This window comes from Lentzea sp. NBRC 102530 (assembly GCF_030269365.1).
In the GTDB taxonomy this organism is placed as follows: domain Bacteria; phylum Actinomycetota; class Actinomycetes; order Mycobacteriales; family Pseudonocardiaceae; genus Lentzea.
In genome coordinates this window covers 230,769-254,640 of sequence record NZ_BSTF01000007.1, presented here as the reverse complement: position 1 = coordinate 254,640, position 23,872 = coordinate 230,769, and the positions used below count along the sequence as shown (strand labels likewise).

Here is a 23,872-nt window from a genome sequence, read left to right as displayed (position 1 = left end):
GCGGGACGTGACCGGCTCGTTCTGGTGGGACCTGCTGATCGGCATCGGCATCGCGCTGCTCGTCACCTGGCTCGTCCTGGTGATCGCGTTGCTCGTCGTCCGGCCGCGCGGCGGGCTGCTGCGCGAGGCGTTGCGGTTGCTGCCCGACGTGCTGCGGCTGGTCCGGAGGCTCGCCGGGGACGGGACGTTGCCGCGCGGGGTGCGCGTCCGGCTCTGGTTGCTGATGGTCTACCTGGCGTTGCCGATCGACCTGATCCCCGACTTCATCCCCGTCCTCGGGTACACCGACGACGCGATCATCGTGACGGCGGTGCTGCGCGGAGTCGTCCGCCGTGCGGGGATCGCGGCGGTCCGGGCGCATTGGCCTGGGACGGACGACGGGTTCGCCGCTGTCGCCCGCCTCGCCGGGTTGCGTCCGGAAGACCCGCCGGAGGGCACCCCCGAGCGCTGACGGCGGAGGGCCCGCGCACGGGCCCCCCAGCGTCACCTGGTCAGGCGGTACTGCCAGCCCAGACCCGAGGTGCTGCAGTCGCTCGTGCGCTGCGACGCCGTGCAGGTCCAGCCGTTCGTGAGCGCCCACGCGGCCATCGCGCCCCAGGCCAGCAGGCCGCCGGTGGCCGCGGTGAGGTCGGTGCCGATGCGCTGCCGGCGGCGGGGGCCGTGGGCAGCAGGGAGGAGGAGTGGCGCGGCACGGGCACGACGGCAGCCTGCGGATCTTGGTGGGGCACCGGTTCCGACCTTCGGTGGAGGCGGCGCGAGATGAGAGCGTTCCCGCCGGCGTGTGCAACCGTGTCACGCGCTCCACCACGCCCCGAGCCCGTTCTGGTGAAGTGTCCAAACGACTCCACCGGAAGCTCACCCGAAACGAGGCGCAATGGACAAGGCATCCGTCGCGCGCTTCCTGCTGCTGGCGCTGCTGTGGGGAAGCAGCTTCACCTTCATCAAGGTGTCCCTGGAAGGTCTGACCCCGGGACAGCTCGTGCTCGGCAGACTCGTCCTCGGCGCGGCGGTCCTGCTCTCGGTGGCGGCGCTGCGTTCCGTCGCGCTGCCGAGGTCGGCACAGGTCTGGGGGCACATCGCCGCGGCCGGGCTGTTCGGCAACGTCGTCCCGTTCCTCCTGCTGTCCTACGGCGAGAAGACCACGGGCGCGGGCATCGCGGGCGTGCTGATCGGCGCGACCCCGCTGCTCACGCTCGGGCTCGCGGCGGCCGCGCTGCCGTCCGAACGGGCGACGCCGCGCAAGGCGGTCGGGCTCGCGCTCGGGTTCGTCGGCGTGGTCCTGCTGATCGGGCCGTGGCACGAGTCGCTCGGCTCGCTCGGCGGCCGGATGGCGTGCTTCGGCGCGGCGGTCAGCTACGCGATCGGGTTCGTGTACGTCCGCAGGTTCCTGTCGCCACTGGGGTTGGCGCCGCTGGCGCTCGCGGCCGCGCAGCTCGTGTCGGCGGCCGTGCTGCAGGCGGTCGTCACGCCGTTCCTCGACTGGCGCACGCCGCACCTCACCTGGCCGGTGACGGCGAGCATCGTGCTGCTCGGGCTGTTCAGCACGGGACTGGCCTACGTCCTGTACTTCCGGCTCATCGGCGACGCCGGCGCCACCACGGCCTCCGCCGTCAACTACGTGGTGCCGGTGTTCGCGGTGCTCGTCAGCGTCGTGTTCCTCGGCGAGCACGTCACCTGGAACCTCGTCGCGGGCGGTCTCGTGGTCCTCGTCGGCGTGGCGTACGCGGAGAACCGGCTCGGGAACGTGCGAGCGCGGAAGACGGGAGCGGTCTGATGAACCCGGCGGCGGCACTGCGGCGGATCCACGCCGACCTCGACATGGTCATGGACCGCGACCCGTCGATCCTCTCCCGCAGCGAGGCGTTGCTGCACCCGACGGTCATCGCGATCTGGGGACACCGCGTGTCGCACCGGTTGCACCTGAAGGGGCACCGGCGGGCGGCGCGGCTGGTCATGGTCCTCGCCCGGTTGCTCACCGGGGGCATCGAGATCCACCCCGGCGCGACGATCGGGCGCGGTTTCTTCATCGACCACGGCGCGGGCGTCGTGATCGGCGAGACCGTCGTCATCGGCGACGACGTGACGATCTTCCACCAGGTCACGCTCGGCGCCGTCGGGTGGTGGCACGACAACCAGCGGCCAGAGGGGTCGCGGCGGCACCCGAAGCTCGGCGACCGGGTGGTGATCGGCGCCAACGCGACGCTGCTCGGCCCGATCACCGTCGGCCACGACTCCGTGGTGGGCGCCCAGGCCCTCGTCATCCGCGACGTCCCCGCCGACTCGCGGGTGCTGGCCCCGTTCTCCGTGCCCGCGCTCAGGTCGACGCGCGGCGTGGTGAAGGCGGCCAGGGTGCGCCACCCCGTCGCCACCAGCCCGAGGCACAAGGGCGCCGTGTTCCCGACCTGGTGACATCCAACCGACCGGAGACCCGTGATGACCCGTCAGCTCACCGGGCGAGGACTCGCCCAGTCGCTCGCCGACCTCGTCGGCGGCACCCCGATCGTGCGGCTCGACCTCGGCGTCACCACGGCGCGGTTGCACGCCAAGCTGGAGATGGCGAACCCCCTGTCGAGCGTGAAGGACCGCGCCGCCCTCTTCATGATCAACGGCGCGGAGGAACGCGGCCAGCTCACCAGGGGATCGGGCACGATCGTCGAGGCCACGTCCGGCAACACCGGCATCTCCCTGGCCGCCATCGCCGCGGCGCGCGGGTACCGGTGCGTGATCGTCCTGCCGGACAGCGCCACCAGCGAACGGATCCAGCTGCTGCGGGCGTTCGGCGCGGAGGTCGTGCTGACCCCGTACCAGGACGGCTACGTGGCGGCGATCGCCAAGGCCGAGGAGATCTCCCGCGAACGGCCGGGCTCGTGGTTCGCCTGCCAGCACGAGAACTCCGACAACGTGGCCGCGCACCACGCCACCACCGGCCCGGAGATCTGGAACGACACCGACGGCGAGATCGACGTCTTCGTCTGCGGCGTCGGCACCGGCGGCACGCTCAGCGGCACCGCGAAGTACCTGAAGGAGCGCAACCCCGCGATCCACGTGGTCGCGGTGGAGCCGGAGGGTTCGCCCGTGCTCAGCCAGGGCTGGGGCGGCCTGCACCGCATCCCGGGCCTCAACGGCGGTTTCGTCGCGCCCACCACCGACGTCGGCCTGATCGACGAAGTGCTCACCGTGTCGAACGAGGACGCCTACGCCACCGCGCGCGAACTGGCCCGCACGGCGGGGTTGCTGGTCGGGGTCTCCTCCGGCGCGGCCGCCCACGCCTCCCGCGTGCTCGCCGGGCGGCCGGAGCACGCCGGCAAGAACCTGGTGACCGTGTTCCCGGACACGGGCGAGCGGTACCTCTCGTGGTTCGACCAGGAGGAGAACGATTCCTGACGGCGTCCCCGACCGGGGCGGGCACACAGGGTGAGCGCGCCCGTTGCCGTCCACTGTGGACAGCAACGGGCGCGCTGTGCCGAAACGAGACGGCGGGCGGCCCGGTCGTGGCAGGCGCCGGCCGATACGTGCATCTGCTCCATAAGGGACACTTAGGGCATGGCGTTGCAGGATCTCGGCGCGGAGGTGCGCCGGTTGCGCGAGACCACGGACCCCGCCGCGATCGGTCTGCCTCCGGGGCGGAGGCGGGCCCGTGGCGTGCGGCGGGAGGAACTCGCCGAGCTGGCCGGGGTGTCGGCGGACTACGTGCGGCGGCTGGAGCAGGGGCGACGGCACCCCTCCGCCGCCGTCGTGAACGCGATCGCCCGCGCGTTGCGCGCGGGGCCGGCCGAGTACGAACGGCTCTGCGCGCTGGCCGGGTACGCCGCGGCGGACGGACGGGTGCCCCGGGAGGCCGGCGCGGCGGCGATGCGGTTGCTCGAACGGTTTTCCGGGACGCCGGTGTTCCTGACGGACCTGGCGTGGAACGTCGTCGCCGTCAACGGTGCCTGGATGGCGCTGGGGGCGGGCGCGTCGAACCGGGTGGCGCGGGACTGGAACATCGCCTGGCGCTCGTTCTCGAAGGGGCACCGCGAGATCAGCCGCGAGGACGACCACGCCGCGGCGTTCCGGGCGGCGCTCACCGCGCGGTTGCACAGCACGGTCCTGCGCTACCCCGGCGACGAGTCGCTGGCCGAGCTCGTCGACGAGCTGCGGACCACGAGCCGTTCGTTCGACGGGCTGTGGCGTGCGCCCGAAGCCGGTGCGGCCTACGACAGCCGCGCCGTCTTCCGGCATCCGGGCGTGGGTGACATAGCGCTCGACGGCACGATGCTCGAGGTGCCCGGCGACCACCTCCAGGCGGTCCTTCTCACGGCCACGCCGGGGTCGGCCGACGAGGGCCGGCTCGGTGAGGTCGTCCGCGCCTCGGCCGGGCCCGCGATCATCAGGGTGGGACAACCTGGCCCAGGCTGACCGGCCCCGCTGAGGTGATCCTGGGGCGGTGTTGATCAACACCTCGCTCCGGGACGCGCGCCTGGTCGGCCGGGACGCCGACGTGGCGGTGCTGGACCGGGTGCTGGCCGGTGCCGCGCGTGTGGCGTACCTGCACGGGCCCGGCGGTATCGGGAAGTCGGCGCTGCTGCGGCACGTCGCGCGGCAGGCGCGGCTGTCCGGGCGCGAAGTGGTCCAGGTGGACGGACGGCTGAACGACGACCGGCGCGGGCTGGAGGAGGCCGCCGCGCTCGCGTGCGTCAAGCCGGACGTGGTGCTCCTGGTCGACGCCGCCGAACGGTGCGGGCAGCTCGAACCGTGGCTGCGCGAGTCGTTCCTGCCCCGGCTCGCGGACGGCGCGGTCGCGGTGCTCGCGAGCCGAGCGGCGCCCGATCCCGAGTGGACGCTCGATCCCGGCTGGGCACCGCTCTTCACCGCGCTGCCGGTGCGTCCGCTCGACGCCGGAGCGTCCGCCTCCCTGCTCGCGGCACGGGGGCTCGCCCCGCACCGGCGGGACGCCGTCCTCGCGTTCGCCGGAGGCAACCCGCTCGTGCTGTCCCTCGCCGCCTCGGCCGCGGGGTGGGAGCCCACCGGCGACGTGCTCACGACCCTGGTCGACCGGCTGGTGGGGGAGGTGCCCGGCGCCGCTCACCGGCGGGCCCTCGACGTCCTCGCCCAGGCCGCCGCCACGCGCGAGTCGTCGCTGCGCGAGGTGTTGGGTGACGACGAGGCGACCACGGTGTTCGCGTGGCTGCGCCGGCAGCCCTTCGTCGAGGCCACCGCGGACGGGCTGGTTCCCCACGACGCCGTGCGGGCCGTCCTCGACGCCGACCTGCGCTGGCGCGACCCCGACCGGCACGCCGGTCTGCGCGTCTCGACGACGACCGCGATCGAGCCCGCTCTCCTGTCGCGCGGAGCTTTCGAGGAAGGCGTGGTCACCGCGCTGCGCACGTGGCGGGCTCCGCGCGAGTTCGCGACCAGCGTCCTGCTCCGATCGCACCTGGTGCCACCGGACTCGGCCGACCCCGTCGCGGACCTGCGCGGTGCCCTCGGAGCGGGCGTCGACGCGTTGCGCGTCGATCCCGTCGGCATCAAGGCGCACGACGCCCTCGTCGCCACCTACATCGCGGCGTCCGGCACCCACCGGGCGACCGCGCGCCGGTTGGGCGTGCCCTACGGCACGTACCGGCGCCATCTCGCCGTGGCCAAGGAGCGGCTGGTCGCCCACCTCCTGGCGCGGTGACGTCAGCTCCTGCGGCGGCGGGGCGCGGCCGAACGCGGTGGGGCCGCCCGCATGTGGTCGCGCACCGGCTCCAGCAGCCCTGCCAGGGCGTGCACGTCCTCGTGGGACAGGGGCTCGAAGAGCAGTCCGCTGACGACCTCGACGTGGCCGGGCAGCACGGCCGCGAGCCGGGTGCGGCCGGCATCGGTGATGGTGACCGTGACGCCGCGCTCGTCGTCGGCGGACGGCGTGCGCTCGACCAGCCCCGCCTTCTCCAGCAGCCCCACCTGGTAGGTCAGGCCGCTGCGGCTGTAGACGACGCCGTCGGCCAGGTCGGTCATCCGGTGGCTGCCGGTCGGCGAGTCGCCGAGCCGCGCCAGCAGCTGGAACTGCACGTAGCTCAGGTCGCCGGCCTCCTTCAGCTGCTGCTCGACCGCGTGCCGCAGCAGGCTGGTGACCTCGACGAGGGAGAAGTAGGCGCCCAGCTGGACGGGGTCGAGCGACGGCGGCGAGTCGGACATGCCCGCAGTCTACTGCTTCGAATTCGAAGGAGCGGGGGACGAGCTGAGCACTGCTGGACACAGTTGGGCACGGCGGGGACGTGGTGCCGGAACAACCGTGCACACCAGGGTTTCCGGACGGGGAGCGGCGCCGCCGCGCCCACCGGCCGGAGGACGACCTTGAGCATTCCCCACCTCGCCCAGCGGGAGGACCAGCAGCGGCTCGAGTGGATCGGCGGGAGCGTGTTCAGCGTCCTGCTCGACGCCGAGGCGACCGGCGGGAAGTTGACGGTCGGTCGCCTCGACGCCGGCCTGGGCGAAGCGCCGCCGTGGCACATGCACAACAACGAGGACGAGGTGTTCCTCCTGCTGGCCGGCTCCGCGCTGGTGTGGGCCGGCGACGAGGAGCACGAACTGCGCGAGGGAGGCATCGTGTTCCTCCCGCGCCGGATCCCGCACAGCTACCGGATCACCTCCGAGCGGGCTGACCTGGTGCTCATCTCCACGCCCGGCGGACTGGAGACGATGTTCCGCCACGCCGGTCGCGACCTGCGCGACCCCCGTCCCGACGGGTTCGAAATCCCGCTGTCGCTGCTCGCCGAAGCCGCCGAGATCTCCGGCAACGTCGTGCTCGGCCCTCCCCGCTGACGTGCCGCACGTCACTTTGCTTCGAATTCGAAGCAGGTCTACCGTCAGTCCCAGATGCTTCAAGTTCGAAGCAAACAGCGAAGGAGAGCGATCATGAAGGCAGTGCGTTTCCACGAGTTCGGCGGCCCCGAGGTCCTGCGGTACGAGGACGTCGAGAGGCCGGTCCCCGCGGCGGGGGAGGTCCTGGTCCGCGTCACGGCCACGACGTTCAACCCGGTCGAGGGCAACATCCGCCTGGGCGTCATGCAGGGACCGATCCCGGTTGACCTGCCGCACACCCCGGGCCTCGACGTCGCCGGCACGGTCGACGCGCTCGGCGAGGGCGTCGAAGGCCTCGCGGCCGGTGACGAGGTGATCGGCTTCCTGCCGATGACCAAGCCCGGCGCCGCGGCCGAGTACGTCCTCGCCCCGGCCGCGGTCCTCACACCGGCTCCCAAGGGCATCCCGCTCGCCGACGCCGCCGCGCTGCCGCTGGTCGGGCTCACCGCCCACCAGGCCCTCTTCGGCCACGGCCGGCTGGAGGCCGGGCACCGCGTGCTGGTCAACGGCGCGGGCGGACCGGTCGGCGGCTACGCCGTCCAGCTGGCCAGACAGGCCGGTGCTCACGTGATCGCGACGGCCAGCCCGCGCAGCGCCGAGGCCGTGCGCACCGCCGGCGCCGACGAGGTCGTCGACCACACCGCGGCCAGCGTGCTCACGGCCGTGACCGAGCAGGTCGACCTCGTGCTCAACCTCGCCCCGGTCGACCCGGGCGTCCTGGCGCAGCTCCCTTCGCTGGTCCGTTCCGGCGGGGCCGTCGTCAACACGACGATCTGGATGCCCGCGCCCACCGACGAGGAACGCGACGTGCGCGGCGTGAACCTCTACGTCCGCAGCGACGCCGAACAGCTGGCGAAGCTCGTGTCCCTCGTCGACTCCGGCGACCTGCGGGTCGACGTCGCGCGGCGCCTGCCGCTCACCGACCTGCCCGAGATCCACGTCCAGGCCGCGTCCGGCGACGTCCGCGGCAAGGTCGTCTTCCTCGTCGCCTGACCGCCCCACCCGAAAAGGAGCACGCCATGTCACTCGGGCTGGACCCCGAGATCGCCACCGCGCTGGCCCCGATGGCCGGCGCGATGGCGGCAGCCACGCCACCGGCCGTCGGCGACGTCCCAGCGCGCAGGGCCCTGTGGGAACCGATCATCGGCGCGGCCGGCGCGGCCCAGCCGATCCCGGCCGACGTGACCACCACCGACCACCACGCCACGGCGGACGACGGCGCCCGGATCACGATGCGCTGGTACGCGAAGGAAGGCGCCACACCCGGCCCGGCCGTGCTGTTCTTCCACGGCGGCGGCTACATCTTCGGCCACATCGACCTGTTCGACGGACCGGTCTCCCGGTACGTGTCCGCGAGCGGGGTGCCGATGCTGTCCGTCGAGTACCGCCGCGCGCCCGAACACCCCTTTCCCACACCGCTGGAAGACGCCTACACGGCACTGCGCTGGCTGCACGACCACGCCGCGGAACTGGGTGTCGACCCCGCCCGCATCGGCGTGATGGGCGACAGCGCCGGTGGCGGGATGGCGGCGGCGCTGGCGATCCTCGCCCGCGACCGCGGCGGCCCGGCCATCGCCCGGCAGGTCCTCGTCATGCCGATGCTCGACGACCGCACCACCGAGGTGGACCCGCACGTCGCGCCCTACGCGTTGTGGTCCTACGACGACAACCTCACCGCGTGGCCCGCGCTGCTCGGCGACGCCGCCGGTGGACCCGACGTTCCCGCGACCGCGGCACCCGCCCGGCTGGACGACGCGACGGGCCTGCCGCCGGCCTACATCGAGGTCGGTCAGCTCGACGTCTTCCGCGACGAGGACCTGGGCTACGCCCTGAAGCTCAGCCGCGCGGGGGTTCCGGTCGAGTTCCACCTGCACCCCGGCGCACCGCACGAGTTCGACTCGATCGCCTTCGAGTCCGACGTGGCGAAGCGCGCCGTCGCCGACCGCGTCCGGGTGCTCAGGTCCATCTGAACAACTGCCCGGAAGTCCTGCCCGCACCCACCCGGGCCAGCCTCACGTTTTCCTGTCGCACGCGGGGACCTCGCGTGCGGTCAGCGCGAACGAAAGCTCCCCGCGTGCGCTCCGGCAACGTGCAGCGTGTTCGTGAAGCGGCGTGCGCACGGACAGGACTTCCGGCCGAGTGATCGGACGCACGGGCGGACGGGGACTAGCCGCGCTCCTGGTTCGCATCCGCGCGTTCCCGCCGGGTCCGCAACGAACCCGGCCGCGCCTTCGCGCTCGGGTCGCGTTTGGTCTTGACGAGACTCGCGACCGTCACGACCGCGAGCACCACGGCGATCACGACGAGGCTCAGCAGCGTCGGGATCTCCGGAACGCTCTTGCTCACGTCCTCGTGCAACCACTGCAGGATCAGCTTCACCCCGATGAACGCGAGGATCAGCGACAGCCCCGCCGACAGGTACACCAGCCGGTCCAGCAGCCCCTGCACGAGGAAGAACAACGCCCGCAACCCCAGCAGCGCGAACGCGTTCACGCAGAACACCACGTACGGCTGCGCGGTGATGCCGAAGACCGCCGGGATGGAGTCGAGCGCGAACAGCAGGTCGATCGTGCCGATCGCCACCAGCACGAGGAACAACGGCGTTCCCACCCGCTTGCCGCCGTCCTGCGTGAACAGCTTGCCGCCCTGGTAGTCCTCGGTGAGCGGGAGGACGCGGCGCGAGGTGCGGACGACGACGTTGTTCTCGATGTCCGGCTCCTCGTCGCGGTGCCGGAAGAGCTGCACCGCCGTGAAGATCAGCAGCAATCCGAAGAGCAGGAACACGAAGGAGAACAGCGAGAGCAGCGTCGCACCGAGCGCGATGAAGATCGCCCGCATGATCAGCGCCAGGACGATCCCGAACGTGAGCACCTTGTGCCGGTGCTCGTCGGGCACCGCGAACGTGGTCATGATGATCACGAACACGAAGAGGTTGTCGACCGAGAGGCTCTTCTCGACCAGGTAGCCCACGAAGTACTCGGTGCCGGGTCCGCTGCCGTGGTGCAGCATGAACCACACGCCGAATCCGAGCGCGATCGCCACGTAGACCACCGACCACACGGCGGCTTCCCCGAGCCCGACGTGGTGGGGCCGTTTCGCCGCGACCACGAGGTCCACGGTCAGCAGCGCGACGACGAAACCGATGGTGAGCGCCCAGGTCAGCAGGCTGATGTCGAGCTCGGTGCTCATGTCACCTCTCGTGGCCGGGGGAAGTCGGGGCGCGGCTTGCTTGTGCCGGGGTGTCGTCGCCGGGGGATACCCAGACGCGGCGATCTCATACCGGCGTGCGGTTCGCCTCGCCCTTGTCGCCGTGCTCGGCCTCGGCCTTCTGCTCCCGGCGCCGGTCGAGCAGCCACATCACCGGTGACGCCGACAGCCCGTGCACCAGGATCGACCCGATCACGACCAGCCCGACGATCCGCCACAACGCGTGCTGCTGCCCGCCGAACTCGCCCTTCTGCAAGGCGTAGGTGATGTAGAACAGCGACCCGATCCCGCGCACGCCGAAGAACGCGATGACGGACCGTTCGCGCGGTCCGGTACGACCCCGCAACTGGCCGATCCACCCGGTCAGCGGCCGCACGACCAGCAGGATCACCGCCGCGATCAGCACCTCGCGCCAGCCCGTGCCCGCGAGCAGCCCGGTCACGGCCGCGCCTCCTAGCAGGAACACGATCAGCACCGTCAGCATCCGCTCGATCTGCTCGACGAACCGGTGCAGCACCTGGTGGTAGCCGTGGTGCCGCTCCGCCGCCCGGATGGCGCAGGCGCACACGAACACCGCGATGAACCCGTACCCCTCGGCGAGTTCGGTGAGGCCGTAGGCGAGGAACGTCGCGGCGATCGCCACGAACCCCTCGGCGTGCTCGGCCAGCCGGAACTTCTCCGACGGCACCGAGAAGAACAGCTTGCCCAGCAACCACCCGGCGGCCCACCCGATCAGCACGGCCGAGGAGATCCGCCACAGCACGTCCACCGCGATCCAGTGCCCGAACCACAGCGACGGCGCCGCACCGGCCAGGCTGATCGCGATGGCCGCGTAGGTGAACGGGAACGCGAGCCCGTCGTTGAGCCCGGCCTCGGAGGTGAGCCCGAACCGCGCCTCGTCCTCGTCCGACTCGGGGTGCTCGGCGGGTTCCGCGACCTGCACCTCGCTCGCCAGCACGGGGTCGGTGGGCGCGAGCGCCGCCGCGAGCAGCACCGAGCCCGCCACCCCCAGCCCGAGCGCACCCCAGCCGAGCAGCCCCACCAGCAGCATGGACAACGGCATCGTGATCGCGAGCAACCGCCAGGTCGTCGCCCAGCCGCGCAGGCTGACCGCGCGGTTGAGCGCGAGCCCCGCGCCCATCAGCGAGACGATCACGCAGATCTCCGCCAGGTGCAGCAGCACGGTGCTGTGCGCGACCGGATCGGGGTCGGGCAACGGTTCCACGACCGCGAACGTCAGCGCGCCCGCCCCGAGGAACACCATCGGCATGGACACCGGGGCCCGGTCGAGCAGGCGCGGCAACAACGCGGCGGCGAGCGTCGCGAGGCCCGCGCCGGTGTAGAGCAGGGGAGCGGGATCCACTGTCCGCCTTTCGTTCTGATCAGACCGTGGTACCCCGCCGGCGACCACCCAAACCGTCTACTGTGGACGCCGGACGGGCGCCTCACGCGGGCAGGCCGCCGACGTTTACGATGTGCGCGCCCGCCGGGGAGCGGGCGAAGCAGAGCGCGTCCGGGTTCAGCAGCGTGCCGGTGACGCATGGCGAGAGGGCAACGCCGTGAGTGCGTCCGGCATGCGGGGCTACGACCTGCGCGCCCTGTTCGGGCAGTCCACCACCGTCTTCGCGGCCTTCACCGGTCCGCCGCACGAGGTCGAGACGGCCAACGAGGCGTTCACCGCGCTGTTCGGCGACGGTGGCTCGCTCACCGATCTGCTCGACGACGTCCACCGCTCCGGCGAGTCCCGCACCGAGCGCGACGTCCGGGTGGTCGTGGGCAGCGGCGAGGACGAGCGCGAGGCGTTCTTCGACCTGACCTGCGAACCCCGCGCCGACCAGGCCGGCGTCCGCGTGATCGGCGTGGAGACCACCCAGGTCAGGAACGCGCAGAACCTCATGGCCGACCACCGCGCGCTGCTGGTGCAGATCGCCCGCCAGGCACCCCTGGCCGACGTGCTGGACGGCATGACCCGCTGCATCGAGGACCTCGCGCCGCGGGAACTGGTCGCCTCGGTCCTGCTCGCCGCCCCGGACGGCACCCTGCGGCACGGCGCCGCGCCCAGCCTCCCGGACTTCTACAACGAGGCGATCGACGGCATCGCCACCGGTGAGGGCATCGGCTCGTGCGGGACGGCGGCCCACCGGCGCGAGCCGGTCATCACCGCGGACATCGCCACCGACCCGCTCTGGAACGACTTCCGCCACCTGGCCGAACGGGCGGACCTGAGAGCCTGCTGGTCCACCCCGATCCTCGCCGGGGACGGCACCCTGCTGGGCACGTTCGCGATGTACCACCGGACCCCGCGCACGCCGAAGGACACGGACCGGGCGCTGATCCGGGTCTTCACCGACACGGCGGCCCTGGCGATCGAACGCCACCACGCCGAGGCGGCGGAACGTGCCGCGAGGATCCGGGAGGCCGCGGTGGCCCAGTCCCGGTCCCCGCACCCGGAGAGCTGTGAGCTGGGCGGAGGGGACGGGTGCCCGGCCCCGGCGGAGATCAAGGTGGCCGACTCCTGGGGTGACGCGGCGTGGGGCTGCGCGGCCCACGTGGAGGAGGCGCTGATCCACGTGCGGTCGGTGTTCATCGCGAGCGAGGAACTCGGCGGCCTGGGCGCCTACCTGGAACGCCGAAATCGCCCGCGGAACGAGGTTTGACACGCCCGAGTTCGGGCTACGGCTATCGTCGAACGCAGTAAGCGACAGTCGTGAGAGGCGCGAACGCCCTTGACCTTTGCCGGTGACCAGGCTCAGCGCCTGGTCGTGGACCTGCACGTCCCGCGTGACGTCGTGCTGACCGGGCTGCGGCACGACCTCGGCGCGCTGTTGGCGGACCTCGGCGAGGACCACCTCTACGACGTGCAGCTCGTCGTCACGGAACTGGTGAGCAACGTCCTCGACCACACGACCGGGAGCGGTCGCCTGCGGGTGTTCCGCACCGGCGAACCGTGTGCCGTCACGGTCGAGGTCGACGACGAGTCGGCGACGCAGCCCGTCTACGGCCAGTCGCGGCTCGGCGAGAACCGGGGCCGCGGCATGGTGATGGTCGAGAGCGCCACCAGCAAGTGGGGCACCAGCCTGCGCCCCGGCGGCGGCAAGACGGTGTTCGCCGTCGTGCCGTGCCCGTGAGCACCCGCTGAGCCGCTGACTACGATCGGGCCCGTGGCTTCCATCACCCGCCGGCCGTCGAAGAAGGCCGAACGCCAGGCCGAGGTCGAGGCCGCCGTGCTGGGGGCGACCGAACGGCTGCTGCGCGACGGCACCGCCTTCACCGAACTCGGCGTGCAGCGCATCGCGGACGCGGCCGGCATCGCGCGGTCCACGTTCTACCTGTACTTCCGCGACAAGACCGACGTCATGCGACGGATCACCGAGAACCTCGGGCGGGCCGCGTTCGAGACGTCGGAGGCCGTCACCGCGGACCTGGAGTCGATCACGCGGGCGCACGTCGAGGTCTTCGCGTTCTACCGCGAGCGCGCACACCTGCTCGCCGCCGTCGTCGAGGTCTCCGGGTACGAACCGGAGATCCGCGAGGTGTGGAACGCGGCCGTGCGGCGGTTCGCCGACAACATGACGCGCATGCTCGAGGAGGAGCAGGAGGCCGGCCGGACGTCCGCCGAACTCGTGCCGCACACGTGCGCCGAGGTCATCGTGTGGGGCGGCATGCGGGTGATCGCCCACCAGGTCGCCACGCACGGCCCCGAGACCGACCTGGCCGTGGCCCGCGAACTCGCGGCCAACCAGTGGTTCGGCGCGTTCCGCCGCCCCTGAGAGTTCACCCTCCGAACCCGCTCGACACCGGTGCGGTGCTCCGTCCGGGTGTAGAGTCGGACAGTGTGTCGGACATGCTGTCCGAAAAACTTGTGAGGAGAGCTCGATGCGGTACCGCACGCTGGGCAGGACCGGACTGTGGGTGTCGGAGGTGTCCTTGGGCGCCATGACGTTCGGTGGTTCCACCGACCACCCGATCTGGGGTGCGGTCGGCGCGCTCGACGTGGCCCGGTCACGCCGGCTCGTCGACGAGGCGCTCGACGCGGGCGTGAACCTGGTCGACACCGCGGACGTCTACGCCGACGGCGAGTCCGAGAGCCAGCTCGGCGAGATCCTCGAGGGCCGCCGCGACCAGGTGCTGATCGCCACCAAGGCGATGGCGCGGTCCGGGCCGGGTCCCAACGACCTCGGCTCGACCCGCGTGCACCTGCTGCGCAGCATCGAGAAGAGCCTGCGGCGGTTGCGCACGGACCACATCGACCTCTTCCAGCTGCACAACACCGACCCGGTGACGCCGCTGGAGGAGACGCTGGCCGCCCTCGACGACGCCGTGCGCCAGGGCAAGGTGCGGCACATCGGCGTCGCGAACTTCCCGGCCTGGCAGATCACGAAGGCCCTCGGCATCTCGGCGCTCAAGCAGCTCAACGGGTTCGTCGCGCTGCAGGCGCACTACTCGTTGCTGGTGCGGGACGTGGAGGCCGAGATCCTGCCGATGGTCGAGAGCGAGAACATCGGCCTGACCGTCTGGGGCCCGCTCGCCGCCGGCTACCTGACGGGCAAGTTCGACGCCGAGGGCAGGACCGGCGACGCCTCCTCGCGCCGGGCGAGGAGCGAGCAGGCGCTGCCACCGATCGACCCGTCCGCGGCCGCGCCGATCGTCCACGTCGTGCGCGAGGTCGCCGAGCGCACCGGCACGAGCATGCCGCAGGTCGCGCTGGCGTGGCTGCTCGCCCGGCCCGCGGTCACCAGCGTCACGATCGGTGCCCGCACGGTGGAGCAGTTGCGGGACAACCTCGCCGCCGTCGAGAACCCGTTGCAGGAGAAGGACCTCGCCGAGCTGGACGCGATCAGCGCTCCGGCGCCGACGTACCCCGGGTGGATCAACGACTACTCGGCGGCCGTGCGCGGCCCGGTCCCGCTGGGCTGACACCGCCTGACGGCGCGGCGTGTCGTCAGGCCCGTGGCCGGACGTTTCGGGCACTGGTCCAACCGGGCGACACGCCCACTACATGTAGGCGCGCGTCTCATGATCGCGCCCATGTATTGTGTCGCGAAGCTGGTTCGGCCGATCATCCAGATCGGTCGTCGCAAGAGGGAACCCGGTGCGATTCCGGGACTGCCCCGCAGCGGTGAACGGGAACGAAAGCCGTCAGGAAGCACTGGACGAGGGTGTCTGGGAAGCGACGGCCGGTAGGCGCTCGGTGATCGATCACCGGGCACGCCCGTGAGTCCGAAGACCTGCCAGCATCCCGCACGCGCCTGCGTGCGGGCGTCCGAGGCCCCGAGGGAGGGCGGGAGGACGTGGCGGTCGCGCGCGCCCGTTCACTCCTCGCTGCCCTCGTGGCCACCGAGCTCGCGAGGAGAGAGCTGTGACGGCGGTCGACACAGTCACCACCACGATGCGCGTCAGAAAACGCAACGGTTCGCTCGAACCGGTCGACTTGAACAAGATCGTTCGCGCGGTCGAGCGTTGCACGGCCGGTCTGCACGACGTCGACCCGTTGCGGGTCGCGACGAAGACGATCAGCGGCCTCTACGACGGGGCGACCACGGAGGAGCTGGACAAGCTCTCCATCCAGACGGCGGCCGCGCTGGTCGCCGAGGAGCCCGAGTACTCCAAGCTCGCCGCGGGCCTGCTGGCCGCGTTCATCGAGAAGGAGGTGCGCCGTCAGGGCGTGCAGTCCTTCAGCCAGGCCATCGCGCTCGGGCGCGCCGAGGGCCTGATCGGCGACGCGACCGCGAAGTTCGTGGCCGCCAACGCCCGCAAGCTCGACGACGCGATCGACCTCGACGGCGACCGGCGGTTCGAGTACTTCGGCCTGCGCACCGTCTACGACCGCTACCTGCTGCGCCACCCGTCCAAGCGGTCGGTGATCGAGCAGCCGCAGTACTGGCTGCTGCGCGTGGCGTGCGGCCTCTCGCACACCGCCGCCGAGGCCATCGACTTCTACCGGCTGATGTCGTCGCTCGCGTACCTGCCGAGCTCGCCGACGCTGTTCAACTCCGGCACCCGGCACACCCAGATGTCCTCGTGCTACCTGCTCGACTCGCCGAAGGACCAGCTGGAGTCGATCTACGAGCGCTACGCCCAGATCGCGCGGCTGTCGAAGTTCGCCGGCGGCATCGGCGTGCAGTGGTCGCGGGTGCGTTCGAGGGGCGCGCTGATCCGCGGCACCAACGGTCACTCCAACGGCATCGTGCCGTGGCTGCGCACCCTCGACGCGTCGGTCTCGGCCGTGAACCAGGGCGGTCGCCGCAAGGGCGCCGCGTGCGTGTACCTGGAGACGTGGCACCCGGACATCGAGGAGTTCCTGGAGCTCCGCGACAACACCGGTGAGGACGCGCGCCGCACGCACAACCTCAACCTGGCCAACTGGATCCCCGACGAGTTCATGCGCCGCGTCGAGGCGGACGCCGACTGGTCGTTGTTCGACCCGGACGAGATGCCGGAGCTCGTCGACCTGTGGGGCGACGAGTTCGACCGCGCCTACCGCGCCGCCGAGGAGGCGGGCCGTGCGGTGCGCACCGTGAAGGCCCGTGACCTCTATGGACGGATGATCCGCACGCTCGCCCAGACCGGCAACGGCTGGATGACGTTCAAGGACACGTCGAACCGCACGTGCAACCAGACCGCCGAGCCCGGCAACGTGGTGCACCTGTCGAACCTGTGCACCGAGATCCTGGAGGTGACGAGCGACGAGGAGACCGCGGTCTGCAACCTCGGCTCGGTCAACCTCGGCGCTCACATCAACGACACTGTGGACGGGGTCGACTGGGAGCGGCTGCGTTCCACCGTCCGCACGGCCGTGGTGTTCCTCGACCGCGTGATCGACATCAACTACTACCCGACCGAGCAGGCGGCGCGGTCCAACCCGCGCTGGCGCCCGGTGGGTCTCGGCGTCATGGGCCTGCAGGACGTGTTCTTCAAGCTGCGGCTGGCCTTCGACTCGCCCGAGGCGCGCGAGCTGTCGACGCGCATCGCCGAGGAGATCTACCTGACGGCGCTGGAGTCGTCGGCGGAGCTGGCCTCGTCGGCGGGGGCACACCCGGCGTTCGCGGAAACCCGCGCCGCCAAGGGAGATCTCCAGCCCGACCTGTGGGGCGTGACGCCCACGCAGACCGAGCGCTGGGCGTCCGTGCGCGAGCGGATCTCCGAGCACGGCCTGCGCAACTCGCTGCTCATCGCCGTGGCGCCGACGGCGACGATCGCCTCCATCGCGGGCTGCTTCGAGTGCATCGAGCCGCAGGTGTCGAACACCTTCAAGCGCGAGACGCTCTCCGGTGAGTTCCTGCAGATCAACTCCTACCTGGTGCGCGAGCTCAAGTCCCGCGGCCTGTGGACGGACGCGATCCGCAACCGCCTCAAGCAGGACGAGGGCTCGGTGCAGGGTCTCGGCGAACTGCCCGCCGAGGTTCGCGAGCTGTTCCGCACCGCCTGGGAACTGCCGCAGAAGGCGTTGATCGAACTCGCCGCCGCGCGCGGCCCGTACATCGACCAGAGCCAGTCGCTGAACCTGTTCGTCGCCTCGCCGACGATCGGCAAGCTCTCCTCGATGTACCTCTACGCCTGGAAGGCCGGGCTGAAGACCACGTACTACCTGCGCTCCCGTCCCGCGACGCGCATCCAGCAGGCGACCGTGACCGTGCCTTCGGTCCCTTCGGAAGAAGCCATCGCCTGTTCCCTCGAAAACCCCGAAACGTGTGAGGCCTGCCAGTGACCGCGCTTTCCAGCACCAGCCGCAAGAACGCCCTGCTCGACCCCGGCATGGACCTCACGCTGCGGCCGATGCGCTACCCGCTGTTCTACGAACGCTTCCGCGACGCCATCAAGAACACCTGGACCGTCGAGGAGGTCGACCTCCACTCGGACCTCGCCGACCTGAACAAGCTGTCGGACGCCGAGCGGCACCTGGTCAACCGGCTGGTGGCGTTCTTCGCGACCGGTGACACCATCGTCGCGAACAACCTCGTGCTCAACCTCTACGAGCACGTCAACGCCCCCGAGGCGCGGTTGTACCTGTCGCGCCAGCTGTTCGAGGAGGCCGTGCACGTCCAGTTCTACCTGACGCTGCTCGACACCTACCTGCCCGACGAGAACGACCGCGCCGACGCGTTCGCCGCCGTCGAGACGATCCCGTCGATCCGCGCCAAGGCCGAGTTCTGCTACAAGTGGATCGACTCGATCTCTTCGCTGACGACGCTGCAGACCCGCGAGGACCGCAGGTCGTTCCTGCTCAACCTGATCTGCTTCGCCGCGTGCATCGAGGGCCTGTTCTTCTACGGCGCCTTCGCCTACGTGTACTTCCTGCGGTCGCGCGGCTTGCTGAACGGGTTGGCGTCCGGCACCAACTGGGTGTTCCGCGACGAGTCGATGCACATGGCGTTCGCGTTCGACGTCGTGGACACCGTGCGCCGCGAGGAGCCCGACCTGTTCGACGAGTCGCTCTACGAGCAGGTGCGCGAGATGCTGCGCGAGGCGGTCGACGCCGAGGTGCAGTTCGCCGACGACCTGCTCGGCGGCGGCGTGGCCGGCATGTCGGTGGCGGACATGCGTTCGTACCTCGAACACGTCGCCGACCGGCGGCTGCAGGTGCTCGGCATCGAGCCGATCTACGGTTCCAAGAACCCGTTCGCGTTCATGGAGCTGCAGGACGTGCAGGAGCTGTCGAACTTCTTCGAGCGCAGGGTGTCCGCCTACCAGGTGGGCGTGACCGGCACGGTGTCGTTCGACGAGGACTTCTAGGGGTTCCCCGGTGCCCCCGGCCCGACGGGGCTGGGGGCACCACCCGTTTTGGGGGTCAGCACGGATTGGACGCGGCCGTCAGCCGGGCGACCATGGGCCTGGAACGGAGGCTTCCATGGCTTTGGCAGACCGTGAACAACGTGAACTCGAAGAGATCGAGCAGCATCTGCACGACGAGGACCCCGAACTCGCGGCCAAGCTGACCAGACCCTCGGTGATCACGCTCCTGTTCGGCGGCGCGCTGCGGGCACTCGGCGTGCTGGCGGCGTTCTTCGGCGGTCTGCTCGTCGTGGTCCTCGGTGTCACCTGGTCTTCGACGCCGGTCGTCGTGGCGGGCGCCCTCGTGTGCCTCGGTGTGTTCCTGAAACTCCTGGTGCAGGCCCGGCAGGGCTAGGACGTCCGCCGGGCAGCGGTCACTTCGGCGTCGCGACGATCAGGTCCGCGATCGACGACGGCGGTGCGGCGACGCCGGGGCCGCCCGCGTCCACCCAGTCCGCCACGCCGTGCAGCGACTCGTCGTCCAGGATCGAACCGACCCACACGGGTTTCGCGCCCGCGGCCCGTGCGGCGGGGCTCGGCTGCACGACGACCACGTTCGACACCTCGCACGCGTCCAGGCAGTCGGCGACCTTGACGGTGGCCAGGCGGGCGCGCAGCAGGTCGAGCTGCCGGTCGTGGTCGACGTCGGGGTGCTTGCGCTCGGTGCCGCAGCAGCAGCCGCGGCACACGGTGATCCGTGCGGTCATGATCTCTGTCTACTCACTCGTGCACGGGATAGGGCGTGAACGTGCTGTGGTTCTCATCGATCGACAGCGTCCGGCCCACCTGGGGGAACGCCCGCTGCGCGCAGCCCACGCGCGGACAGGTCTTGCAGCCGGGGCCGATCGGGACGGCGGCCTCGTGGTCGTCGAGGTCGAGGCCCGCCGAGTAGACGAGCCGGGAGGCGTGGCGCAGTTCGCAGCCCAGGCCCACGGCGTAGGTCTTGCTCGGGGTGCCGTAGCGGTGCGGGCGGCGGGTGACGGTGCGGGCGATCCAGAAGTAGCCGCGGCCGTCGGGCATGACGGCGATCTGACGCAGGACGCGCCCCGGCGCGCTGAAGGCCTCGTAGATGTTCCACAGTGGACATGTGCCGCCGGTGCGGGAGAAGTGGAAACCGGTGGCGGACTGGCGTTTCGACATGTTTCCGGCGCGGTCGATGCGGATCAGCGAGAACGGGACGCCGCGGGCGCGCGGGCGTTGCAGCGTCGAGAGGCGGTGGCAGATGGTCTCGAAGCCCAGGCCGTAGTGGTCGGTGAGGCGTTCGACGTCGTAGCGGAAGCGTTCGGCGGTGGCCAGGAAGTCCTGGTACGGCAGGATGAACGCGGCCGCGAAGTAGTTGGCCAGGCCGATCCTGGTCAGCGTGCGGGACTGCGGGTTGCGGACCTCCGCGGCCAGTGAGGTGAGCAGGTCGCCGTGTTCGGCGTAGGCGAGCTGGACGGCCATCCGGAACGCCTGCTGGCCCGGTCGCAGGCCCGCGGACAGGTGCAGCACCCTGGTGGCCGGGTCGTAGCGGTGGCGTTCGTCCGGCGTGTCCAGGTGGGCGACGCGGATCCCGTGCAGCGCCAGGCGTTCGGTGAGGATCGTGCGCACCTCGCCGCGCTTGAGACGGCACTCCAGCGCGAGGCGTTCGGCGGGTTCGTCGAGGACGCCGATGTAGTTCTGGCGTTCGTAGAAGAAGTCGCGGGCGTCCTCGTGCGGCATCGTGACGGCCTGCGGGGAGTCGCGGTCGCCGGTGAGCAGCGCGAGCTGTTCGGAGGCCTCGCGGTAGCGGCGGTGCAGGGCGATGACGGCCCGTGCGGCGGCGGGGGAGGAGTCCGCGAGCTCGGTCGGGACGGCGACGCCGAGGTCGGAGAAGACCTCGCGGAGTTCGGCGACCAGGCGGGTGACGTCGTCGTGGGCGAAGAAGGTCGCGTCCACGCCGAACGCCTCGGTGATCTTGAGCAGCACCGGCACGGTGAGCGGGCGGGCGTTGTGCAGCAACTGGTTGAGGTAGCTGGGCGAGATCTCCAGCAGCCGGGCGACCTCGATCTGGCTCATCGCGCGGTCGGCGATCAGCTGGCGCAGCCGAGGCCCCGCGAAGGTCTTGTCCACGGCTGCGAACTATAGCGAACGAACGCCTTCGCAACGTTCGCAAAAACCTGGTCACAAGTTGGCAGATCTTGGCTGATTGCGGCTCTCGACCAGCGTTCCAGCGCCGTCCTACCTTCGTTCGCAACGGATCGACGAGCGGTTGGCAAGGAGAAGCGCGATGACCGAGGCGAACGAGCTGGCGCGGCAGTGGTCCACCGACCCGCGGTGGCAGGGCATCGAGCGCAGCTACAGCGCGGAGGACGTGCTGCGGCTGCGCGGCACGGTCGTCGAGGAGCACACGCTCGCCCGGCGCGGCGCCGAGAAGCTCTGGGACCTGATCAACACCGAGGACTACGTGCACGCCCTGGGCGCGCTGACCGGCAACCAGGCCGTGCAGCAGGTCAAGGCGGGTCTCAGGGCGATCTACCTGTCCGGCTGGCAGGTCGCCGCCGACGCGAACCTCTCCGGCCAGACCTACCCCGACCAGTCGCTCTACCCGGCGAACTCGGTGCCGCAGGTCGTGCGCCGGATCAACAACGCCCTGCTGCGCGCCGACCAGATCAGCCACTCCGAGGGCGATCACAGCGTCGACTGGCTCGCCCCGATCGTCGCGGACGCCGAGGCGGGCTTCGGTGGCACGCTCAACGCGTTCGAGCTGATGAAGGGCATGATCGCGGCCGGTGCGGCGGGCGTGCACTGGGAGGACCAGCTCGCGTCCGAGAAGAAGTGCGGCCACCTCGGCGGCAAGGTGCTGATCCCGACCGAGCAGCACGTGCGGACGCTGAACGCCGCCCGCCTGGCCGCCGACATCGCGAACGTGCCGTCCGTGATCGTCGCCCGCACCGACGCCCAGGCCGCCACGCTGATCACCAGCGACGTCGACGAGCGCGACCGGCCGTTCATCACCGGCGAGCGCACGGCGGAGGGCTTCTACCGGGTGCGCAACGGCATCGAGCCGTGCATCACCCGCGGCCTGGCGTACGCGCCGCACGCCGAGCTGCTGTGGATGGAGACCTCGAAGCCGGACCTGGAACTCGCCCGCGAGTTCGCCGAGGCGATCAAGGCCCGGTACCCGGACCAGCTGCTCGCCTACAACTGCTCGCCGTCGTTCAACTGGCGCAAGCACCTCGACGACGCCACGATCGCGAAGTTCCAGCGCGAGCTCGGGCACATGGGCTACAAGTTCCAGTTCATCACGCTCGCCGGTTTCCACGCGCTCAACCACTCGATGTTCACGCTCGCGCAGGGCTACGCCGAGACCGGCATGACCGCGTACGTGGACCTGCAGGAGCGCGAGTTCGCGTCCGAGGTGGACGGCTACACCGCGACCCGGCACCAGCGCGAGGTCGGCACCGGCTACTTCGACCTCGTCAGCACCGCGATCAACCCGGCCAGCGGCACCACGGCGCTGAAGGGCTCGACCGAGGAGGAGCAGTTCTGATGCTGAGCCACCGCATCGAGGTCGTCGGGGCGCACGACCCGGAGATCCTCACCCCCGAGGCGCTGGACCTGATCGCCCGGCTCGACCAGGCGTTCGCGGGCCGCCGCTCCGACCTGCTGGCCGAACGACGCCGGCGCCGGGACGAGCCCGTTGCGCTGGGGTTCCTCGACAGCACCAGGCACATCCGCAACGCGGACTGGACGGTCGCGGGTCACGCGCCCGGCCTCGAGGACCGGCGCGTCGAGATCACCGGTCCGCCCACCCGCAAGATGACCGTGAACGCCCTCAACTCCGGTGCGAAGGTGTGGCTCGCGGACTTCGAGGACGCCACGTCCCCGACGTGGGAGAACGTCGTGGGCGGGCAACGGAACCTGCTCGACGCCGTCACGGGCCGCCTCGACTTCACCGAGAACGGCAAGCGCTACGCCGTCGGCGAGGACCCGGCGACGATCGTGGCCCGCCCGCGCGGCTGGCACCTGGTGGAGAAGCACGTGGTGGCCGACGGCCGTCCGGTCGCCGCGGCCTTCGTGGACTTCGCGTTGTTCGTGGTGCACGCGGGCCGGATCCGCCCGTACCTCTACCTGCCGAAGCTCGAGAACCACCTCGAAGCCCGGCTGTGGAACGACGTCTTCCTGCTGGCGCAGGAGGTCCTGGGCCTGCCGCGCGGCACGATCCGGGCCACCGTGCTGATCGAGACGATCACCGCGGCGTTCGAGATGGACGAGATCCTGTTCGAGCTGCGCGAGCACTGTGCCGGGCTGAACGCGGGCCGCTGGGACTACCTGTTCAGCATCATCAAGACGTTCCGCGACCAGCCGTTCCCGGACCGCGCGCGGCTCACCATGACGGTGCCGTTCCTGCGCGCCTACACCGAACTGCTGGTCCGCACCTGCCACCGGCGGGGCGCGCACGCGATCGGTGGCATGGCCGCGGCGATCCCGACGAAGGACCCGGCCTCGAACGCCGCCGCGGTCGAGAAGGTCAAGCAGGACAAGGAACGCGAGGCCGCCGACGGGTTCGACGGCTCCTGGGTGGCGCACCCGGCGCTGGTGCCGGTGTGCCGCGACGCGTTCGACGAGGTCCTGGGCGGCTGGCCGAACCAGCTGGGCCGGCTGCGCGAGGACGTCGCGGTCACCGCCGCCGAGTTGCTCGACTTCTCCTCGGCCGGTGACGAGGTCACGGAACCGGGGCTGCGCAACAACATCGCGGTGACCGTGCGCTACCTCGACGCGTGGCTGGGCGGTACCGGCGCGGTCGCGCTCTTCGGGTTGATGGAGGACGCCGCCACCGCCGAGATCTCCCGCTGCCAGGTGTGGCAGTGGCTGCGGCAGGGCCTGTTCACCCGCGAACTGGTCGAGAAGATCCTGGACGAGGAGCTGATCGGCCTCACGCACGGGGAGGCCGTGCGCGCGTTGTTCGCCGACGCGGCGCTGGGGGAGGACCTGCCGGCGTTCATCACGCCGCGTGCCTACGCCCAGCACCTGTCGTCGCGTCAGAAGGCTTCCCCGCGGGCCTGAAGCGGCGAGGTCGCGTGGGAAGGGGATGCGGGTGCCGTCG

The 23,872-nt window shown here is 71.1% G+C and carries 23 protein-coding genes and 1 riboswitch; of the genes, 18 read left to right on the top strand and 5 right to left on the bottom strand.

From position 1 onward, the window contains the following. Positions 1-7: 7 nt before the first annotated feature. The 6 genes from QSK25_RS20770 (at position 8) to QSK25_RS20745 (ending at position 5,659) form a co-directional block, all read left to right on the top strand. Positions 8-451 (top strand): YkvA family protein, encoded by a 444-nt coding sequence (locus QSK25_RS20770; protein ID WP_285640437.1) that lies wholly within the window; start codon positions 8-10, stop codon positions 449-451. 423 nt (positions 452-874) lie between these two features. Next, positions 875-1,774, top strand: coding sequence for a DMT family transporter (locus tag QSK25_RS20765; protein ID WP_285640436.1), 900 nt, complete (start codon positions 875-877; stop codon positions 1,772-1,774). Beyond that, positions 1,774-2,409: a serine O-acetyltransferase EpsC gene (epsC, locus tag QSK25_RS20760; RefSeq protein ID WP_285640435.1), complete on the top strand. Its 636-nt coding sequence runs from the start codon at positions 1,774-1,776 to the stop codon at positions 2,407-2,409. Before QSK25_RS20765 ends, epsC begins: the two co-directional genes overlap by 1 nt. A 24-nt stretch (positions 2,410-2,433) precedes the next feature. Continuing rightward, positions 2,434-3,384 carry a cysteine synthase A gene (gene cysK / locus QSK25_RS20755; RefSeq protein ID WP_285640434.1) on the top strand — a complete coding sequence of 317 codons (951 nt, stop codon included), beginning with the start codon at positions 2,434-2,436 and terminating at the stop codon, positions 3,382-3,384. Positions 3,385-3,543: 159 nt separating this feature from the next. Next, a complete protein-coding gene (locus tag QSK25_RS20750; RefSeq protein ID WP_285640433.1) occupies positions 3,544-4,398 on the top strand; it encodes a helix-turn-helix domain-containing protein in 855 nt (284 codons plus the stop codon). A 28-nt stretch (positions 4,399-4,426) separates the two neighbouring features. Beyond that, the gene (locus QSK25_RS20745; protein ID WP_285640432.1) at positions 4,427-5,659 is read left to right on the top strand and encodes an ATP-binding protein; all 1,233 of its coding nucleotides are present in this window, start codon (positions 4,427-4,429) and stop codon (positions 5,657-5,659) included. Positions 5,660-5,661: 2 nt separating this feature from the next. Here the strand turns inward: QSK25_RS20745 and QSK25_RS20740 are convergent, their stop codons facing one another. After that, a complete protein-coding gene (locus tag QSK25_RS20740) occupies positions 5,662-6,159 on the bottom strand; it encodes a MarR family winged helix-turn-helix transcriptional regulator (RefSeq protein WP_285640431.1) in 498 nt (165 codons plus the stop codon). A gap of 159 nt (positions 6,160-6,318) precedes the next feature. Between QSK25_RS20740 and QSK25_RS20735 the strand changes: the two genes are divergently transcribed. The 3 genes from QSK25_RS20735 (at position 6,319) to QSK25_RS20725 (ending at position 8,795) form a co-directional block, all read left to right on the top strand. Then, complete coding sequence (locus QSK25_RS20735; RefSeq protein ID WP_285640430.1) at positions 6,319-6,786, top strand: cupin domain-containing protein; 468 nt, start codon at positions 6,319-6,321, stop codon at positions 6,784-6,786. Between the two features lie 93 nt (positions 6,787-6,879). Beyond that, a complete protein-coding gene (locus QSK25_RS20730) occupies positions 6,880-7,818 on the top strand; it encodes an NADP-dependent oxidoreductase (protein WP_285640428.1) in 939 nt (312 codons plus the stop codon). 26 nt (positions 7,819-7,844) lie between these two features. Continuing rightward, positions 7,845-8,795, top strand: coding sequence for an alpha/beta hydrolase (locus QSK25_RS20725; RefSeq protein WP_285640426.1), 951 nt, complete (start codon positions 7,845-7,847; stop codon positions 8,793-8,795). 196 nt (positions 8,796-8,991) lie between these two features. Here QSK25_RS20725 and QSK25_RS20720 read toward each other — a convergent pair whose 3' ends face one another. Together QSK25_RS20720 and QSK25_RS20715 are read right to left on the bottom strand one after the other, a co-directional pair. Beyond that, positions 8,992-10,014, bottom strand: a complete 1,023-nt coding sequence (locus tag QSK25_RS20720; protein WP_285640425.1) for a TerC/Alx family metal homeostasis membrane protein — start codon at positions 10,012-10,014, stop codon at positions 8,992-8,994. A gap of 85 nt (positions 10,015-10,099) precedes the next feature. Further along, positions 10,100-11,395 (bottom strand): cation:proton antiporter, encoded by a 1,296-nt coding sequence (locus QSK25_RS20715; protein WP_285640423.1) that lies wholly within the window; start codon positions 11,393-11,395, stop codon positions 10,100-10,102. 196 nt (positions 11,396-11,591) lie between these two features. On the opposite strand from QSK25_RS20715, the gene QSK25_RS20710 reads away from it, so the two are divergent. The 7 genes from QSK25_RS20710 to QSK25_RS20680 all read left to right on the top strand — a co-directional run bounded on the left by QSK25_RS20710 (position 11,592) and on the right by QSK25_RS20680 (position 19,159). After that, positions 11,592-12,689 carry a GAF domain-containing protein gene (locus QSK25_RS20710; protein ID WP_285640422.1) on the top strand — a complete coding sequence of 366 codons (1,098 nt, stop codon included), beginning with the start codon at positions 11,592-11,594 and terminating at the stop codon, positions 12,687-12,689. Between the two features lie 69 nt (positions 12,690-12,758). Further along, positions 12,759-13,160 carry an ATP-binding protein gene (locus QSK25_RS20705; protein WP_285640421.1) on the top strand — a complete coding sequence of 134 codons (402 nt, stop codon included), beginning with the start codon at positions 12,759-12,761 and terminating at the stop codon, positions 13,158-13,160. 33 nt (positions 13,161-13,193) lie between these two features. After that, positions 13,194-13,802, top strand: a complete 609-nt coding sequence (locus QSK25_RS20700; RefSeq protein ID WP_285640420.1) for a TetR/AcrR family transcriptional regulator — start codon at positions 13,194-13,196, stop codon at positions 13,800-13,802. A 106-nt stretch (positions 13,803-13,908) separates the two neighbouring features. Further along, complete coding sequence (locus QSK25_RS20695) at positions 13,909-14,949, top strand: aldo/keto reductase (RefSeq protein ID WP_285640418.1); 1,041 nt, start codon at positions 13,909-13,911, stop codon at positions 14,947-14,949. A gap of 113 nt (positions 14,950-15,062) precedes the next feature. Continuing rightward, a riboswitch (cobalamin riboswitch) is annotated at positions 15,063-15,282 on the top strand. A 109-nt stretch (positions 15,283-15,391) separates the two neighbouring features. Then, complete coding sequence (locus QSK25_RS20690) at positions 15,392-17,740, top strand: ribonucleoside-diphosphate reductase subunit alpha (protein ID WP_285640417.1); 2,349 nt, start codon at positions 15,392-15,394, stop codon at positions 17,738-17,740. After that, entirely contained in the window at positions 17,737-18,765 is a 1,029-nt protein-coding gene (locus QSK25_RS20685; RefSeq protein WP_285640416.1) for a ribonucleotide-diphosphate reductase subunit beta, read from the top strand. The genes QSK25_RS20690 and QSK25_RS20685 overlap by 4 nt, the downstream gene beginning before the upstream one ends. Before the next feature lie 115 nt (positions 18,766-18,880). After that, positions 18,881-19,159: a DUF3040 domain-containing protein gene (locus QSK25_RS20680; protein WP_285640415.1), complete on the top strand. Its 279-nt coding sequence runs from the start codon at positions 18,881-18,883 to the stop codon at positions 19,157-19,159. A 19-nt stretch (positions 19,160-19,178) separates the two neighbouring features. Here QSK25_RS20680 and QSK25_RS20675 read toward each other — a convergent pair whose 3' ends face one another. Further along, positions 19,179-19,511: a hypothetical protein gene (locus tag QSK25_RS20675; protein WP_285640413.1), complete on the bottom strand. Its 333-nt coding sequence runs from the start codon at positions 19,509-19,511 to the stop codon at positions 19,179-19,181. A gap of 13 nt (positions 19,512-19,524) precedes the next feature. Further along, the gene (locus QSK25_RS20670; RefSeq protein WP_285640412.1) at positions 19,525-20,895 is read right to left on the bottom strand and encodes a short-chain fatty acyl-CoA regulator family protein; all 1,371 of its coding nucleotides are present in this window, start codon (positions 20,893-20,895) and stop codon (positions 19,525-19,527) included. A 157-nt stretch (positions 20,896-21,052) separates the two neighbouring features. Between QSK25_RS20670 and aceA the strand changes: the two genes are divergently transcribed. Then, entirely contained in the window at positions 21,053-22,315 is a 1,263-nt protein-coding gene (aceA, locus tag QSK25_RS20665) for an isocitrate lyase (protein ID WP_285640410.1), read from the top strand. Further along, positions 22,315-23,832, top strand: coding sequence for a malate synthase A (gene aceB / locus QSK25_RS20660; protein ID WP_285640409.1), 1,518 nt, complete (start codon positions 22,315-22,317; stop codon positions 23,830-23,832). Before aceA ends, aceB begins: the two co-directional genes overlap by 1 nt. Positions 23,833-23,872: the final 40 nt, after the last annotated feature.